16 protein-coding genes, 2 tRNA genes and 1 pseudogene are annotated in these 16,475 nt (G+C 58.7%); 10 read left to right on the top strand and 9 right to left on the bottom strand.

From position 1 onward, the window contains the following. Positions 1 to 2: 2 nt before the first annotated feature. Both KDX39_RS05010 and KDX39_RS05005 read left to right on the top strand, forming a co-directional pair. Positions 3 to 78: transfer RNA gene (locus tag KDX39_RS05010), tRNA-Val, on the top strand. 21 nt (positions 79 to 99) lie between these two features. Beyond that, positions 100 to 176 (top strand) — tRNA-Asp (locus KDX39_RS05005). 180 nt (positions 177 to 356) lie between these two features. Here the strand turns inward: KDX39_RS05005 and KDX39_RS05000 are convergent. Next, complete coding sequence (locus KDX39_RS05000) at positions 357 to 1,163, bottom strand: DUF1868 domain-containing protein (protein ID WP_231659593.1); 807 nt, start codon at positions 1,161 to 1,163, stop codon at positions 357 to 359. A gap of 459 nt (positions 1,164 to 1,622) precedes the next feature. Here KDX39_RS05000 and KDX39_RS04995 point away from each other — a divergent pair, with 459 nt between their 5' ends. The 3 genes and pseudogenes from KDX39_RS04995 to KDX39_RS26530 form a co-directional block, all read left to right on the top strand. Beyond that, the gene (locus KDX39_RS04995) at positions 1,623 to 2,018 is read left to right on the top strand and encodes a hypothetical protein (protein WP_231659592.1); all 396 of its coding nucleotides are present in this window, start codon (positions 1,623 to 1,625) and stop codon (positions 2,016 to 2,018) included. A 120-nt stretch (positions 2,019 to 2,138) separates the two neighbouring features. After that, positions 2,139 to 3,329, top strand: a complete 1,191-nt coding sequence (locus KDX39_RS04990; RefSeq protein ID WP_231659591.1) for a CaiB/BaiF CoA transferase family protein — start codon at positions 2,139 to 2,141, stop codon at positions 3,327 to 3,329. A gap of 216 nt (positions 3,330 to 3,545) precedes the next feature. Next, positions 3,546 to 3,668: pseudogene (locus KDX39_RS26530) on the top strand (hypothetical protein); the annotation flags it as partial. On the opposite strand, the gene KDX39_RS04985 reads toward KDX39_RS26530, so the two are convergent. Further along, complete coding sequence (locus KDX39_RS04985; RefSeq protein WP_231659590.1) at positions 3,659 to 4,195, bottom strand: hypothetical protein; 537 nt, start codon at positions 4,193 to 4,195, stop codon at positions 3,659 to 3,661. The pseudogene KDX39_RS26530 and the gene KDX39_RS04985 overlap by 10 nt on opposite strands. A gap of 440 nt (positions 4,196 to 4,635) precedes the next feature. Here KDX39_RS04985 and KDX39_RS04980 point away from each other — a divergent pair, with 440 nt between their 5' ends. The 4 genes from KDX39_RS04980 to KDX39_RS04965 all read left to right on the top strand — a co-directional run bounded on the left by KDX39_RS04980 (position 4,636) and on the right by KDX39_RS04965 (position 7,029). Further along, a complete protein-coding gene (locus KDX39_RS04980; protein ID WP_099229901.1) occupies positions 4,636 to 5,403 on the top strand; it encodes an FKBP-type peptidyl-prolyl cis-trans isomerase in 768 nt (255 codons plus the stop codon). Positions 5,404 to 5,767: 364 nt separating this feature from the next. Continuing rightward, positions 5,768 to 6,220, top strand: a complete 453-nt coding sequence (locus KDX39_RS04975) for a YkvA family protein (RefSeq protein ID WP_004879364.1) — start codon at positions 5,768 to 5,770, stop codon at positions 6,218 to 6,220. Positions 6,221 to 6,313: 93 nt separating this feature from the next. Next, positions 6,314 to 6,649, top strand: a complete 336-nt coding sequence (locus tag KDX39_RS04970) for a helix-turn-helix domain-containing protein (RefSeq protein WP_231659589.1) — start codon at positions 6,314 to 6,316, stop codon at positions 6,647 to 6,649. Continuing rightward, a complete protein-coding gene (locus tag KDX39_RS04965; RefSeq protein ID WP_231659588.1) occupies positions 6,646 to 7,029 on the top strand; it encodes a hypothetical protein in 384 nt (127 codons plus the stop codon). Before KDX39_RS04970 ends, KDX39_RS04965 begins: the two co-directional genes overlap by 4 nt. A 111-nt stretch (positions 7,030 to 7,140) precedes the next feature. On the opposite strand, the gene KDX39_RS04960 is transcribed toward KDX39_RS04965, so the two are convergent. Together KDX39_RS04960 and KDX39_RS04955 are read right to left on the bottom strand one after the other, a co-directional pair. Further along, entirely contained in the window at positions 7,141 to 8,913 is a 1,773-nt protein-coding gene (locus tag KDX39_RS04960; protein ID WP_231659587.1) for a bifunctional diguanylate cyclase/phosphodiesterase, read from the bottom strand. Positions 8,914 to 9,034: 121 nt separating this feature from the next. Then, positions 9,035 to 11,116 (bottom strand): carboxy terminal-processing peptidase, encoded by a 2,082-nt coding sequence (locus KDX39_RS04955; protein ID WP_231659586.1) that lies wholly within the window; start codon positions 11,114 to 11,116, stop codon positions 9,035 to 9,037. 137 nt (positions 11,117 to 11,253) lie between these two features. On the opposite strand from KDX39_RS04955, the gene KDX39_RS04950 reads away from it, so the two are divergent. Then, positions 11,254 to 12,216 carry an NAD(P)H-quinone oxidoreductase gene (locus KDX39_RS04950; RefSeq protein WP_231659585.1) on the top strand — a complete coding sequence of 321 codons (963 nt, stop codon included), beginning with the start codon at positions 11,254 to 11,256 and terminating at the stop codon, positions 12,214 to 12,216. A 113-nt stretch (positions 12,217 to 12,329) separates the two neighbouring features. On the opposite strand, the gene KDX39_RS04945 is transcribed toward KDX39_RS04950, so the two are convergent. The 5 genes from KDX39_RS04945 to KDX39_RS04925 are packed head-to-tail and all read right to left on the bottom strand — an operon-like array spanning position 12,330 to position 16,431. Next, positions 12,330 to 12,983 (bottom strand): HAD family hydrolase, encoded by a 654-nt coding sequence (locus KDX39_RS04945; protein ID WP_231659584.1) that lies wholly within the window; start codon positions 12,981 to 12,983, stop codon positions 12,330 to 12,332. Positions 12,984 to 13,010: 27 nt separating this feature from the next. Continuing rightward, positions 13,011 to 14,000 (bottom strand): ABC transporter ATP-binding protein, encoded by a 990-nt coding sequence (locus tag KDX39_RS04940; protein WP_184319135.1) that lies wholly within the window; start codon positions 13,998 to 14,000, stop codon positions 13,011 to 13,013. 1 nt (position 14,001) lies between these two features. Continuing rightward, positions 14,002 to 14,799 (bottom strand): ABC transporter permease, encoded by a 798-nt coding sequence (locus KDX39_RS04935; RefSeq protein ID WP_231659583.1) that lies wholly within the window; start codon positions 14,797 to 14,799, stop codon positions 14,002 to 14,004. Next, entirely contained in the window at positions 14,786 to 15,628 is an 843-nt protein-coding gene (locus KDX39_RS04930; RefSeq protein ID WP_231659582.1) for an ABC transporter permease, read from the bottom strand. The genes KDX39_RS04935 and KDX39_RS04930 overlap by 14 nt, the downstream gene beginning before the upstream one ends. Beyond that, complete coding sequence (locus tag KDX39_RS04925) at positions 15,625 to 16,431, bottom strand: alkaline phosphatase family protein (protein ID WP_231659581.1); 807 nt, start codon at positions 16,429 to 16,431, stop codon at positions 15,625 to 15,627. Before KDX39_RS04925 ends, KDX39_RS04930 begins: the two co-directional genes overlap by 4 nt. Positions 16,432 to 16,475: the final 44 nt, after the last annotated feature.

Raw genomic sequence — 16,475 nt, 5'->3', positions numbered from 1 at the left:
AAGGGTGATTAGCTCAGCTGGGAGAGCAGCTGCCTTACAAGCAGCGGGTCGGCGGTTCGATCCCGTCATCACCCACCAAACTCTCTCTTAGTGTTACGCGCAGCGGTAGTTCAGTCGGTTAGAATACCGGCCTGTCACGCCGGGGGTCGCGGGTTCGAGTCCCGTCCGCTGCGCCATATTCAGCTTCAAGGCCCTTGAACTCCTTGAAGCAAGCAGAAAGCCCGCCTAGTGCGGGCTTTCTGCTTTCTGTCTTTCTACTTATTTATTCACACCCTTTTTCTTCAGAACTGCGATGAATCAACGCACGGTGCTGCTGTGGATGAGGTCATTTGCTGAAGAAGGTGCGGTGAGCCTGTTCAAATTGTTTCAGGTTGCTTGCCAATCGCGAACTTGTCATCGAACGTCAGCATGTCGTTGAAGGTGCAGAATCTGGGTGCATCCAGCGCGAACACGTCGAGGGTCTCGCGCAGGAACGTCAGGCAGTTCTGCTGAACGGTCGCATACTCCAGGGTTTGTTCTTCCGTCATCCACTTCACCAGATAGCCCAGTGAGATGTGAAACCCGTACTGATCATGATCCGGTGCGCGGATGCCAAGGCGTTGAGCCAGGCGATCACGCATGTCACGGAGTTTCCTGTTTTCCTGCACGCTGGCCGGAACCAGCCGGATCGTGGCGCCACTGTCCCTGTGCACGTTGAAGTCGTCCACCTGCATGCGCAACTGAAAGTCGTCGTCGAGATCAAAGTCGCTCAAGCGTTCAGTGAAATAATCCGTGCAGGCCTGGACACTGGCGTTTTTGGCGACTTGTTCAGGCCAGAACGGCGGTCTGCGCAGCTCGTCGATCACACCCTCGAAAACCGTCATGTGATAGCTGGAGGGCGGTAGCAGGCTCAGGCACTGACTGAACGCGTGGGCGGCCAGCGTGTTCCTGACCGTGGTGAGCGCATCGCTCAGCGGTGTGCGCAGCGGAATCTGGCTGATGATCGTATTGCCGGCAAACGGCCGCGCCTTGCCGTTCTCGAAGAATTTGCGATTGACGTCAGAGGGTCTGGTGCCCTTGTGCTGCGGCATGGTGAGCAGGGGCGACGCAGCAAGTGCAGCACCGGTGGTCATGGCACAGGCTTGAAACAGAAACGCGCGGCGTAGCAGCTTGATGTTTGTCACGTAGGCATTTCCATCAGTGCGTTCGGTAAAGGCTGGAATGGGAAGATTTCAATTTCGCGCTGACCCTACCGACGGTTAATGACCAGGAAATGACAGGAACCGTTATTCGCGCCGAGAAGAAGATAGCAGGTATATCGATGGCAGATAGACATACTTTGCTGAAGTTCATGATACCCACTGATCTCATCAATACGCTTCCCTTTCGAAAAAGTTAAAGTTTATCAATCCTGTCAGTTATCGATTCTGGGTGCTGTAAGAATTGTCTGGGTGTTTTGTAATTTTCTGGTTATAAGTTGAAGGCGTTATATTGAGCTTGATTTTCTCGTTTCTCTGGTATTAGCTGCAATGCGTTGGCTGGCGCTTTCAAAGGCTGGCATTGAGCATGGGGCGGTTGTCTGAAGAAAATAATCGTTCCGTTAAAATATATTTCACGTCGTTGAATAATATAAAAGGACTTATATGAATAACTGTATAAAAGTACTGTTGGTCTCCTGCGCCATGGCGGTCTCCACTGGTGCAATGGCCTCTCCAGCGCTGCATACAGCGACCATTGATCAACAGGGTCGTGTCGTTGCGCAGTCTTCTGCATGGGTCAAGTCGGTCAACTTGACCAATCAGAAAGATTACTTTGCAACTTATGAAGTCATGTTCATGGACGGGCTGTTCAAGCAGGCGCCTGGTTTCTGTTCGGTGTCCTCTATCGATACGTCCGACTATGATCGTCTGCTTTACGGTCATGCCAAGTTGGGCGGCGCAGCGACAACCGAAAAGGTCAACGTATTAGGCCTGATGGTGGGCAAGAACGAGCCTGCCGGTGATTCGGCAATGAGTTTTCAACTGGCCTGCACTCACTGACCCCTCTCTGCAACAGGAGCCCCGTCCGTGCGGGGTTTTTTGTTTGCTTTTGATCAGCGACTTTTCATTCTGTGCATTTGCGCGGATCATCCGGTGTTCTCGAACCAGAGTGGAAGCGTTATGGACTTACCTCTTCAGGGCATAAAGGTCGTAGAGCTGGGGCAACTGATTGCCGGGCCGTTTGCCGCAAAAATTCTCGGCGAGTTCGGCGCGGAGGTCATCAAGGTCGAGCCGCCGCTGACGGGCGATCCGCTGCGCAAATGGCGTCTGCTGCACAACGGCACTTCAGTGTGGTGGGCGGTGCAGTCACGCAACAAGAAGTCGGTCACTCTCGATCTGCGTCAGCCTCAGGCGCAGGAGGCGGTTCGTCGCCTGATTCGCGATGCGGACGTGCTCATCGAAAACTTCCGCCCCGGCACTCTGGAAGGCTGGGGACTGAGCTGGGAAGAGCTGCACGCGCTCAATCCACGATTGATCATGCTGCGGGTTTCCGGTTACGGGCAGACCGGCCCCTACCGCGACCGACCGGGATTCGGTGTGATCGGCGAAGCCATGGGCGGTCTGAGGCATCTGTCGGGCGAAGCAGGGCGTACGCCGGTTCGGGTCGGAGTGTCGATAGGCGATTCGCTGTCGGCGCTGCACGGCGTGATCGGTATTCTGCTCGCTTTGCGTCATCGAGATCAGAACGGCGGTGCGGGGCAGCAGATCGACGTTGCGCTGTACGAGTCGGTGTTCAACATGATGGAAAGCCTGATTCCCGAATATTCGGTCTTCAATGTCGTTCGCGAACCGGCTGGCAGCAGCATGCCGGGCATTGCCCCCACCAACGCCTACCGCTGCAATGACGGCAAGTACGCACTCGTGGCGGGCAATGGCGACAGCATCTATAGAAGGCTGATGGAAAAGATCGGTCGTATGGACCTTGCCAATGATCCTGACCTTGCCCACAACGACGGTCGGGTCCGGCACGTGGCCCGGATTGATGCAGCGATCTCGACATGGACCGCCGAGCGTTCGCTGGACGAAGTGCTCAATGCGTTGAATGAAGCACGCATTCCGGCGGGCAAGATCTACGACGCCGCCGACATTGCCAGCGATCCGCACTACCTTGCGCGTGACATGCTGTTGCAAAGCACGCTGGATGACGGCACGCCTGTAACACTGCCGGGCATTTTGCCCAAACTGCAGGACACCCCTGGCCAGGTACGCTCGGCTGCTCCCGCCCTCGGCGAGCATACGGATGAGGTGCTGGAAGCGCACGGCATTGACGCCGATACTCGAGCGCAGTGGCGCAAGCTCGGGATTATCTGAGTGCTTCATCGCCAGCTTTGCTCTGGATGAGGTCATTGCTCATCTGGAAGAGCAGGCATGGCCCATTGTCTAGGTTTTGTACGAAAAGTCGGCGAGCGAAGGTCAGGCAAGGCAAAAACAGGCGAGGAAGCGGAGTCTACGTGTTGTAAATGAGCATTCCGAGCCTGTTTTTAACGCAGCATCACCGAGCGCAGCCACTTTTCGTACAGAGCCTAAGGCCCGGTCGGACGCACCGGGGCCACAGGGCCAATCCGTTCGGTCTACGTGCGTGATCCTGATCTGAATCTAATCGAGATACCCGAGCCCGTGCCGACTGCGCAACGATCAACTCAGGCCTGACACCCGCCCTTGTCATAGCTGCCTTCTTTTGGCGTGAACGCTTTCGCGGCATTCGTTTTTGTCAGTATGTAAGCGCGGCGCCATGGCTGATCGTCGATGAGCTTCCAGCGATGCCCAGGTCCGGTGGTGTCTTGTGCCAGCAAGACTTCGCCGGGATGCAATACGAAGTTTTCACCGCCTGTAGTGGAAAACTCCAGCGTGCCTGACAACGTGATGACGTACTGCTCCTGCGGCGCCGGATGCCAGTTGTATGTCGCATGCGCTGGCGTTTCCTTGAAGTTGAGTGAGCTCACGTCAGCCACGGCGCTCTGATCGATCGTGCCCTGAATAACGTGCGACAGGTTGTCCGGGCCGGTGCATAACCTGAAGGCCTTGATGCCTTGCGCCGGTGGGGCGGGTGAAGCAGTGGCAAACGCTCCGCTGCTCAGGGGCAGGATGATTGCCGCAGCGAGCGCGGCCCACCGGCGCGAGCATTTGCGCGATAAGCGGACCGGGTGCCTGGAAGTCGTGCATGGGGATTGTTGCATAGGACATACCTGAGAAATGGAAACTGCATGGAGCCTCGGGCGTCGAACGATGGCCGTGGCAGTTCAGGGACGTGATGCCCTGAGCGGAGAATCGAACCACATCGCGTATCACTTAAAAATTATCTTTAATTTCATGTCGCTCTTCATATGAAGCGCGTATCGAGGTGCCGATTGGAAGCGGCTGCGCGCCCTGTCGATCAGCACTGTGTTCCAGCGTCGCGCATCGAGCCTGTCGCCATCTGCATCGACCCCGGCGGGTATGGATGACTTTCCAGAGCTGAACTGCAACTGAACGCTCAGGTTTCAAACCGGTAAAACCTTTGGATACCTGAACTTATCGACCTTTTGCCTCTCTCATGCCGGTAGCCATTGATCGCGGCGGCCTGATAAGCTCGCGGCTTTACTCGTTTGCCCTTTTGGCGCATGAACAAGGAATTAGCATGAAACAGCATCGGTTGGCAGCGGCGATTGCCCTGGTCGGTCTGGTACTCGCAGGTTGTGACAAGCAAGCCAGCACTGTCGAGCTGAAAACCCCGGCACAAAAAGCGTCTTACGGCATCGGTCTGAACATGGGCAAAAGCCTGGCTCAGGAAGGCATGGACGATCTGGATTCCAAGGCAGTGGCCCTGGGTATCGAAGACGCTGTCGGCAAGAAAGATCAGAAACTGAAAGATGAAGAACTGGTTGAAGCCTTTGCTGCGCTGCAGAAGCGTGCCGAAGAGCGCATGGCCAAGATGAGCGAAGAGTCGGCAGCTGCCGGCAAGAAGTTCCTCGAAGAAAATGGCAAGAAAGAAGGTGTTGTTACCACCGCTTCCGGTCTGCAGTATCAGATCGTCAAGAAGGGTGACGGCGCTCAGCCAAAGCCGACTGACGTAGTGACCGTTCATTACGAAGGCAAGCTGACTGACGGCAAGGTGTTCGACAGCTCCGTCGAGCGTGGCAGCCCGATCGATCTGCCGGTCAGCGGCGTGATCCCGGGTTGGGTCGAAGGCCTGCAACTGATGCACGTTGGCGAGAAAATCAAACTCTTCATTCCTAGCGACCTGGCTTACGGTGCCCAGAGCCCGAGCCCGCTGATCCCTGCCAACTCGGTTCTGGTCTTCGACCTGGAACTGCTTGGTATCAAGGATCCGGCAGCTGCACAGGCTCCTGATGCAGACGAAGAAGAGGCGGCTCCGGCCAAACCGGCTGCTCCCGCCAAGAAGTAACGCAACACCTGGCTACTGAAAACGCCCTGTCTCGACAGGGCGTTTTTGTGTTTGGGTTATTTCCCGAACGCTTGGCGGTGCTTACAGTCCCACTATCATGAGCTTGAGAGGAATATTGTCTGACAGTCCGTTTTGCGCAATGGGCTAGCCTCAACAGTACTCCCAAGTCAACGAATTCGTGGGTTTTTTTATGTGAGTAAAAAACGCCCGATTTAACCTGAAGCCCCTGAAAGCGGGGACTTCACGGTCAAAAAGGGCGGCTGTTCACAAGGTTATCCACAACAAATGTGGATAACCTTGCGGCATGACCCCGGCAGCTTATCGAACCGATGTGCACCATCACCTTTTCCGAGCGGGAGTGAACATGAAAGCACCGTGGAACCTGATCCGTTACCTCCCGGGAGCGCGCCGGCTTCTGGCGGCGGGACGCCTGCCAGGGCTGTTGTTTGCCGTAGCGCGCAAAGGCAACAGTGAAGGCAGTCGCCTTGGCAAACTGAAAGATGATCTGCGCCTTCTCCAGAGCCTGTGCCTGGCTTACTGGCGCGGTGAGTACCGTGACATCAGCCCCAAGGCCATTCTGTCCATCGTTGCAGGCCTCATGTACTTCCTCAGTCCGCTGGATGCGATACCGGACTGGATTCCCGGCCTGGGCATGTTCGACGACATTGCAGTTCTGGCGTGGGTGATGAAGCACCTCACCGATGAGCTCGACGCGTTTCGCGCCTGGCGCGATCAACAGCCACCTGAAAAGCTGGTGGTGGTCGAGAGATTGCCCGAAACACAGGCGTTGCTGGAGAAAGAGAAACGCATCGAGTGAAGCGTTTGAGCAAGCCGTAGCGTTCCGCTGTTAAGATGCCACCTTATGGAGCAAGCCTTTCCACTATGTGGCGTTTTCCTGCAAGGGGAGTCTATGGATCTTCAAGTGATATCTCGTGATGGTGAGCCGGAGTACGCAGTCCTCCCCTGGGCTCAATATCAGGCGCTGCTCAAAGCCGCCGGCTTTGCTGAAAAGCCCCGCCCGGAAACCGCTCAGCCAGTACCTGAAATTGCTGAACATCCTGCTTTCGACCAATTGGGTGCGTTGCGCAATGCCAAGGGGCTGGAAGTCGCTACGCTGGCACGTGCTGTCGGCATCAGCCCTTCCTATCTGGAGTTGATCGAAAACGGCACGCGTGAGCCAGATGCGGCCATCAAGCGCAGTCTTGCGTGGGAACTGGGCGTTCCGGGCTGGAGGGGTGAGTCATGAGCGTTCGCATCAGTCGTCAGCACTGGGACGGATTGTTGAATGAGCTGAATCATGCTCGCCGACACCGGCACTTGGTGACTTACCGTGCCTTGCTGGAGCGCTTGCAGTTACCGAGCCCGGCCATGCAGACACTGACGGCAGCGCTGGAGCATCTGGCCGCGATGGATGCCCGTGCCGAGCAACCGCTGCGCAGCTCACTGGTGATCAGCCAGGGTGCAAGCCGCCTGCCACGTCCCGGGTTCTTCGAATGTGTGGAACGACTGGGTCGTTTTTCCGGTCCGTCCGACGGAGTGGCCGCCGCGTCATGGCACGCAGCCGAAGTGGTACGCGTGTTCGAGTACAGCTATCCGGAAGTGGAAGTGCAGGTGGGTAGCGTCTGATTGGCAGCGTTCAAGCGATGGCTTACCGGACTCGTCGCCTGTGTCAAATGTGACGCTCCGCGTTCGCTATCGGGTGTGGCGCAGCGCGTCACCCATGTGCCTGCCAATCCCTCAAGCATCCACCAGCAGATCCAGCCGCGACGAGTCGATGACATGGATGCTGGCCCCTGCCACGTCCTTGGCGAAGTGCTTGGCCTGCGAGGCCAGGTCGGCCAGTTGGCTGGCGTTGATCTGAGCGCAGCTTTCCTCGCGCAAGTGCACTACGCCGATCGACAGTGACAGCAGCGCGAACTCCTGGCGTTGCCCCTGGCGATTGAGTGCCACGAAGCAGCCAGCCTCCAGATGTTCGGCCCGGTAGAAGCGACGGCACTGGTTCTGGAAGTCTTCCAGCAGGTTGTGCAGGCGCCTCTCCCAGTCCTCGAACCCCAGCACCATCAGAAAATCATCCCCGCCGATATGGCCGACGAAATCTCTGCTCGGATCGATCCGGTCGTTAAGGCATTGCGCCAGACACAGCAGCACTTCATCGCCGCGCGCATAACCATAGATGTCGTTGAAAGGCTTGAAGCTGTCGATATCCACGTAACAGATCATCGACTCGCGACCTTGCTGCAGCAGGCGCGTCAGGCACTGCTGGATCGGCACATTACCCGGTAGCAGGGTCAGCGGATTGGCATAGCGCGCCTGCTGGATCTTCATCTCGGTGATCAGCTTGAGCACGTCGATCACCCGTCCCAGTCCCAGATAAGCCCCATTGAGGGTGATGATGAAATCCTCCTCGATGCGCTGCCGCGCCCGACTGGTGAGCAGCCGGCTGACCTGCTGCAGTGACTGGCTGACTTCCACGGCCAGAAAGTCATCGCTCATCAAACGGCTGATCGGCTTGCGGGCGAATAACTCAGTGCCAAACGGCTTGAGCAGGGCTTCGGAGAGCGAATGGCGATGGACGATGCCGCAAGGCCGGGCACCGTCGTCCAGCACGGCCAGTGAGTTGAGGTTGGCCTGCTTGCGAAAGGCTTCCAACACGTCCGCTGTCGCGGTGGACTGACTCACGGAAGGCTGGGGGCTGAGCAGGGCAGAGAGGTCGGCGGCGTCTTCGTTCAATGCCGGGGCCGGTGCCTCGGCTTTGGGTAGCATGGCCCGGGTGTCGCGTGACGGGCGTTCCTGCGGGCGTGCCAGCAAGTAACCCTGCACCAGATCCACACCCATGTCGGTCAGGGCGGCGAGTTCTTCGGGCAGTTCGATGCCCTCGGCGATCACGGTGGCTCTGGAAGCTCTGGCCATTTGCAGCATGGAGCCGACGAACTCGCGCTTTACGGCGTCCTGGTGAATGCCGTCGATAAAATGCCGGTCGATCTTCACGTAATCCGGTCGCAGCTCTGACCACAGTCGCAGACTGGAGTAGCCCGCCCCCAGATCGTCCAGCGCAATGGAAAAGCCCATGTCCCGATAGTGATGCAGCGCGTTATAGAGCAGATCGAAATCATCGGTTGGCATCTGCTCGGTCAGCTCGATCACCACGTTCTTGGGTGCGATGTTGTAGCGACGCAGCATTTCAAGCGTGCGGCCCGGCGGATGCGAGACTTCGAGCAGGGATTCCGGTGACACGTTGAGAAACAGCTTGCCGGGCAACTTCTGCTGGCTGAACCGGCGACAGGCGCTTTCCCGGCAGGTCAGTTCCAGCTCACTGAGACGGCCGGCCTGTCGCGCGACGGCGAACAGATTCAGAGGCGAATGCAGCGGGCTGTTCGACGGGCCGCGGGTCAATGCCTCGTAGCCCAGAATGCTGCGCTCCGACAGCGAGATAATTGGCTGAAACAGGCTGTGCAAGTCGCCGCGAGCCAGAATGGAACTCAGTGCGCCCAGCTGTTCAGTGACGGTCATGATGATCTCGATGGCAATAAAAAGGGCTGAGCACGTTAGCGCTCAGCCCGTCATTTCACGACAGCTTCATGACTGTTTGATGACCACTGCTGCTAATTGGCCATCAACCTTCATCTACGGCTTATTTCTTGGCAACCGAAGCGCTCAGGCCGAGGTAATCGATCAGAATGCGACCGGTCTCGGACAGGTACGCGTCGTCTTCCGGTTTGGTCTTCTCGTCTTCCACCGGCAATGCGTCTTCATCTTCTTTCTTCAGTTCCTTGAGCGGCTCTTCGCCCTTGGCCTTGCGACGGGTGTTTTCCAGCGCAAGCTGCTTGCTCTCGATGGACGCATGCTCGGCGCGACGGTCGGCTTCGTTGAGACTGACGGTCTTCTCGTTCATGAGCTTCTTGGCCAGGGCCAGACGGTCCTCGATGAACACGAATTCGGCATCCTTGGCGGAGCGGGACTCATGACGTGCCTGAAGTTGCGCCAGGAACGGCTTGAACGGATCGACGGCAGGCTTGATCGCCGGTTTGATGCTGTCCCAAGGCATGGCTTCAGGCAATGCGCTCTCGCCGATTTCCTTGGTGTCGATCAGTGACGGGTAGGTGATGTCCGGCACGACGCCCTGATGCTGGGTACTCTGCCCGGAAACCCGGTAGAACTTGGCCAGTGTCAGTTTCAACTCGCCATGGTTGAGCGGTTGAATGGTTTGCACGGTGCCTTTGCCGAAGGTCTGTCCGCCAATCACCAGCGCACGATGGTAGTCCTGCATGGCGCCCGCGAAAATTTCCGACGCCGACGCAGACAGGCGGTTGACCAGCAGCGCCATTGGGCCTTTGTAGAACGCGCCCTTGGCTTCGTCTTCCAGAACATCGACCTTGCCGTCGGCGTTACGCACCAGCACAGTCGGGCCACGGTCGATGAACAGGCTGGTCAGCTCAGTGGCTTCCTGCAGCGAGCCACCACCGTTGTTGCGCAGATCCAGCACCACGCCATCGACCTTCTCGGCCTGCAGTTCGGTCAGCAGTTTCTTCACGTCACGGGTGGTGCTCTTGTATTCCGGATCACCGGCACGGTAGGCCTTGAAATCCAGATAGAAGGCAGGAATGTCGATGACACCCAGTTTGTAGTCCTTGCCATCCTGCTTGATGTTCAGGATCGACTTCTTCGCCGCCTGTTCTTCAAGCTTCACCGCTTCACGGGTGATGGCCACGATCTTGGTGGTCTGGTCGTTCGGCGCGTTGCTCGCCGGAATGATTTCCAGGCGAACCACGGAGCCTTTCGGACCGCGGATCAGCTTGACCACTTCATCCAGACGCCAGCCAATGACGTCGACCATTTCCTTGTCGCCCTGAGCGACCGAAACGATCTTGTCGGCCGGCGCGACCTGTTTGGTCTTGGCCGCAGGGCCTGCCGGTACCAGACGCACGATCTTCACGTTGTCGTTGTCGCTCTGCAGCACGGCACCGATGCCTTCCAGCGACAGGCTCATGTTGATGTCGAAGTTCTCCGCGCTGTCTGGCGACAGGTAGTTGGTGTGCGGATCGTAGGACATGGCGAAGGTGTTGATGTACGCCTGGAAGATGTCTTCGGCGCGGGTCTGACCCAGACGCGCCAGTTGGTTCTTGTAGCGCTTGGTCAGGGTTTCCTGGATTTTCGCCGGATCCTTGCCTGCAATCTTCAGACGCAGAACCTCATCTTTGACGCGTTTGCGCCACAGGTCGTCGAGTTCGGCGGTGTCCTTGGGCCATGCGGCGTCCTTGCGGTCCACCAGCAGGGTTTCCTTGGTATTGAGGTCGATCTTGTCGACACCCTTGGCCAGTTCTGCAAGCGCAAAGTCCAGACGCGCCTTGATGCGGTCCAGGTAGCGCTTGTAAATAGTGAACCCCGGGTTCAGGTCGCCACTCTTAAGGAAGTCGTCGAACTGGAACTGCCATTTGTCGAATTCGGCAATGTCGCTGGCCAGGAAATAGCTGCGCGACGGATCCAGCTGCTTGATGTAGCTCTGATAGATGATTGCTGAACGTTTGTCGTCCAGTGGCGGCTTGCTGTAATGATGTCGCTTGAGCAGCTCAACCACGTTGAGGCTGGCAACCACTTCGTCGCGGTCCGGCTGAAGATTATCCCAGCTGTTGGCGGCAAAAGTGCTGGCGGACATCGGCAATACGCTGAGGCCGACAAACAGGGCAAGGGCGGTGCTAGGGAATAGTTGCTTCATGCTGATTCGACGCGAGGACAATTGATAACGCATATTAGGCCGTCTTTGAGGTCGCCGGTTCCTTTGAACCCGGCCGCATAATGCAAAAGCCCGGGCAAACAGCCACGGGCTCAGTCTGGACTCACTATGGAGGCACTGTGAAGGCATTGCAAGGCGTGGAAGGACATGTGGAATGGGTCGAAGAGCCAAGTCCGGCTCTCGATGTGGGGCAGGTTCGCATCAAAGTCGCTGCGGCGGGTTTGAATCGGGCCGATCTGTTGCAGCGCGCGGGCAAGTATCCGCCGCCGCCGGGTGTCACCACGGTCCTGGGGCTGGAGTGCTCCGGGGTCGTTGCCGAGGTCGGTCCGGGTACATCCTGGCTGGTGGGAGACCGCGTCTGCGCGCTGTTGGCAGGCGGGGCGATGGCCGAGGAAGTGGTGGTCGATGCGCGTCATGTGCTGCCGGTACCCGAAGGTCTGTCGCTGCACGAAGCCGCCGCAATCCCCGAGGTTTACGCCACAGCCTGGCTGAACCTGTTTCAGCTCGCGGGTCTCAAGCCTGGCGAAAAAGTGCTGCTGCACGCGGGCGCAAGTGGCGTTGGTTCAGCCGGTATTCAGCTTTGCAAGGCGTTCGGCAGCCCGGTCTGGGTCAGCGTCGGCTCGGCCGAGCGGTTGGCGTATTGCGTCGAACTGGGTGCGCAGGGCGGCGTGGTACGCAGCGAAAGCCTGGAGGGTCTGAGCGACTTTGCACCTTTCGATGTCATTCTCGATCCGGTTGGCGGCAATTACGCCGAACTGAACGTCAAGCTGCTCGGGCTGGACAGCCGCTGGGTGCTGATCGGCACGATGGGCGGGCGTGAAGCGCAGGTGGATCTGGCGCATGTGCTGGGCAAGCGTATCCACTTGATGGGTTCGACCCTGCGCAGCCGTGATGACACCTTCAAGGCCGATCTGCTGCGTGATCTGGGGCAGTTCGTCTGGCCGTTGTTCACGGAAGGTCGCCTGAAGCCGCAACTGGCCAAGACCTTTGCGATCAACGACGCAGAGGCCGCGTTCGAAGAGTTGGCGACCAATCAGGTGTCCGGCAAGATCGTGCTGGTGATCGACGAAAGTCTGAAGTGATGACCGCGGCCCTTGGGGGACGCGAGTCGGGAAACACCTGACGGCGGGGGGCGGCTTTGCGGCCAGCCGCCCCCCCCCGCGGGGGGGGGCTTTTTCAGCGGGCTTGAAATGCTTCAGGTCCAACTGTGCACGGGCCACCCAGCCTTCTGCGCATGTTCAAGCAGCACGGGATCAGGATTGACCACATTAGGGTGGTCAACCTTGAGCAGCAACGGCAGATCGTTGCGCGAATCCGAATAGAAACTCGCGCCTTCCAGATTTTCCCCTTCGGCATCCAGCCATTCCATCAGGCGGGTGATCTTGCCTTCGCGGTAGGTCATTACACCGACCGTGCCACCGCTGTAAACGCCGTGTTGCACCTCCAGGTCGATACTCAGCACTTCGTCGATGCCCAGGCGTTCGGCAATCGGCCTGACCAGATGCACGCCGGACGCAGAGATCACCAGAATCCGGTCACCCCTGGCGCGATGCCGGGCGATGCACTTGCAGGCGTCGCTGTAGATGATCGGTTCGATCACGTCTTCCACCCACGGACCGACCAGATGATCGATTTCTTCCGGCGTGCGACCTGCCATCGGTTCAAGGCTGAATGCCATGTAGTCTTCCATCGCCAGCTCCCCGGCGCTGTAGGCGGCCATCAGCTCGTCGTTGCGCTGCATGAAGGAAACCGGATCGACCCAGCCGAGGCGGCCCATCTGCTCGCTCCACAGGGTGGCGCAGTCGCCGCCGATCAGGGTTTCGTCCAGGTCGAAAATTGCTAAAGCCATTGCGTACATCCTTAAATCATTCGTCGGTCAAGCCACCGGGCACAGCGCCGAAGGCTCGATATTCAACGTCACTCGACGGCCGTCAGGGTGCAGATCATCCGCGCTGCGGTTGAGTACGTCGACCACCAATTCCACTCCGCGCGCCTGCACGCGGTAGCGAATGACGTTGCCCAGCAGGCTGTGACTGCGTACCTCGCCTTCCAGTTCGCCGGTGAGGCTCAGTTGAATGGATTCAGGGCGAATTGCGATGCGGCTATTGATCGGGCGCTGCATCAGACGGCTGGCGTCGTCGGCTTCCAGCAGGTTGTAGTTGCCGATAAAGCCTGCGGCAAACACGTCGACCGGCGCGGTGTAAAGGGTTTCAGCATCGCCGCTCTGCACGATGCGGCCCTGGTTCATCAGGAAAATGCGGTCCGACATGGTCAGCGCTTCTTCCTGATCGTGTGTCACGAAAATAGTGGTCAGGCCGAGTTCGCGCTGGATCGCGCGGATCTGTTCACGCAGGTGCTTGCGAATTCGCGCATCCAGCGCCGACAGCGGTTCGTCCAGCAACAGCAGGCGCGGGCGCGTTACCAGCGAGCGGGCCAGGGCCACACGCTGGCACTGGCCGCCGGACATCTGATGCGGATAGCGCTTGGCGTAATCCTGCAGTTCAACCAGCTTGAGAATCTCGGCGACCCGCTTCTGGCTTTCGTCGGGGCTGACCTTTTGCATGCGCAGGCCGAAGGCAACGTTTTGCTCCACGGTCATATTGGGAAACAGCGCGTAGCTCTGAAACACCATGCCGATGTTGCGCTTCTGCGGGGTCAGCGGCACCAGATCCTGGCCGTCGAGCAGGATGCTGCCACTGTTGACGGATGTCAGGCCCGCGATGCAGCGCAGCAAGGTGGACTTGCCACAGCCGGAAGGGCCGAGCAGGGTGACGAACTCGCCCTTTTCGATGGCGCAGTTGATGTCGCTGAACACCGCCGTGCTGGCGTAGCTCTTCTGCAGGTTTTCAATGCTGACAAAACTCATTTCAGTCTTTGTCCTTGTTCAGTCGATTGGCGGCCCAGGTCAGCACCAGCACGAAGAGGAAGTAGGAGATCACCAGCGCGCTGTTGAAGTGGCCACTGCTGTTGCGCATGTTGTTCAGGTAGACCTGCAGGGTTTCGTAACGCGTGCCAACCAGCAGGTTGGCGAACACGAACTCACCGAACAGGAAGGAAAACGACAGCAGCAGGGCGATCATCAGGCCCTTGCGCAGGTTCGGCAGCACCACGATGAACGCCGCCTGCCAGGTGCTGGCGCCCAGCAGTTGCGCACTGTCCATCAGATCGGTCAGGTTGATGGCCTGCAGGTTGTTGGTGATGGCGCGGTACATGAACGGCAAGGCGACGGTGAAGTAGCAGCCGATCAGAATCCACGGCGTACCGACCATCGCCATCGGGCCTGAACCATACAACTGCAACAGGCCTACCGACGACACCACGGGCGGCACCGCGAAGGGCAGCAGGATCAGGATGTTCATCAGCCCGTCCAGGCGCGGAAAGTGGTAATGCACCACGAACAGCAGCGGCAGAATCAGCACCACCGACAGAACCAGCGCACCGATGCAGACCAGCAGCGACTGGCCAAAAGCAGCCAGGAAACGCGGGTCGCTCCACAGCGCCAGGTACCATTTGAAGGTCAGTCCGCTGGGCAGAATGGTCGCCGACCAACTGGTCGATATCGAATACAGAAAGGTGCCCGCCAGGGGCAGCAGCAGAGTCAGGAACAGCAGGCACACCACGGTTTTGTGGTAGACGCCGGCAGGCCCTTTTTCAACGCGCGACATGGTAGCTCCTTTTCAACAGCCACTGATGGATCACCGTCACCAGGGTCATGAGGCCTACCAGAATCATCGCCAGTGCACTGGCCATGTTCGGGTCGAGCGTGATGTCGCCTGCCACCATGGCGGCGATGCGGATCGGCAATACGTTGAAGTTGCCGGTGGTCAGTGCGTAGACCGTGGCATAAGCGCCCAGCGCATTGGCCAGCAGGATGACGAAGGTGCCGAGCAGGGCAGGTGTCAGCACCGGCAGGCCGATGTAGCGCCAGAACTGGAAGCTGCTGGCGCCCAGCAGGGCGGCGGACTCGTTCCAGTCCTCGCGCACGGCATCGAATGCCGGGTACAGCAGCAGGACGCCGAGCGGAATCTGGAAGTAGGTATAGAGAATGATCAACCCGGTCTTGGAGTACAGGTTGAAGTCATCGATGATCCCGGCGTCCTTGAGGATCAGGGTCAGTGCGCCGTTGAAGCCCAGCAGGATGATGAAGGCGAATGCTAGCGGAACGCCGGCGAAGTTGCTGGTCATGTTGGCGAACGAATTGACGAAGTCCCGCAGTCGCGAGTCGACCTTGCGCAGTGAATAGGCACCGAGAATCGAAATCAGAATGCCGGCCAGGCTCGACCAGAAACTGATCTCCAGGCTGAACTGCATGGCCTGGCGATAGAAGCGCGAATTGAACGCCTTGCTGAAGTTTTCCAGGCCCCAGCCGCTGTCGCTCTGCACACTGTGGATCGCCACCCAGAACAGCGGGGCGATCTGGAACACAATGAAGAACAGTGCAAACGGCACCAGGCACAACAGCGCCAGCCATTTGCCTCGGGTAAAGGTGGTCAATTGAGGATCTCCCGGCACACGGTTTTGTCGTGGGGTACGCCGAGCAGTTCGCAGATCGTGCCGCACAGGTCGGTCTGGCGCGGCCTGGCGTCCGGGTCGAGGCTGAATGCCTCGCCCAGCACAAACAAAGGCACTTCGCGTTCCTCGGGCAGCAGACCGTTGTGCGAGCGGTCGTTGTTCATGCCGTGGTCAGCGGTGATGAGTACCTGATAGCCCGCGTCCAGCCAGCCTTGCAGGTAGTCGGCCAGAATGATGTCGGCGCTGCGCGCGCTGTTGCGGTACTGCGGGGTGTCGAGGCCGTGCTTGTGACCGGCGTCGTCAATGTTCATCGGATGGATCAACAGAAAGTCCGGTTCATGTTTCAGGCGCAGGCTTTCGGCATCGGCGAACAGATGCGAATCCGGATAATGGTCGGCCCAGTAGAACAGCCCGTGCTGAATCGGCAATTCCGGCGTATCGGTGTGGCGGTCGCGTGAGGCGTCGAACGGCGTGCGGTTGTACAGTTCGCTGAACCAGTGGTAGGCCGCAGCCGCCGTGCTCAGTCCGGCGTCGCAGGCATAGTGAAACACGCTGCGTTCACGGGACAGGCGCGACACGTTGTTGTGCACGATGCCGCTTTCGATGGGCACGACACCGGTCAGAATGCATTCGTAGAGTGGACGTGACAGCGCGGGCAGTTCGCATTCCAGCCTGTACAGCGCCGCGCGTCCTGCGGCGTGCCAGGCCTGAAGATGGCCCATTGCATGCCGTGCCACTTCGTAATTGAGGCCGTCGAGCACGATGAGGATGACCTTGTGTTTCATGGGCAACTCGCTTGGGTGCGGATATGGCATGACCCGGCACGGGC

Source organism: Pseudomonas sp. CDFA 610, from assembly GCF_021147865.1.
Classification (GTDB): Bacteria; Pseudomonadota; Gammaproteobacteria; order Pseudomonadales; family Pseudomonadaceae; genus Aquipseudomonas; species Aquipseudomonas alliivorans.
This window is presented reverse-complemented; position numbering and strand designations above follow the sequence as displayed.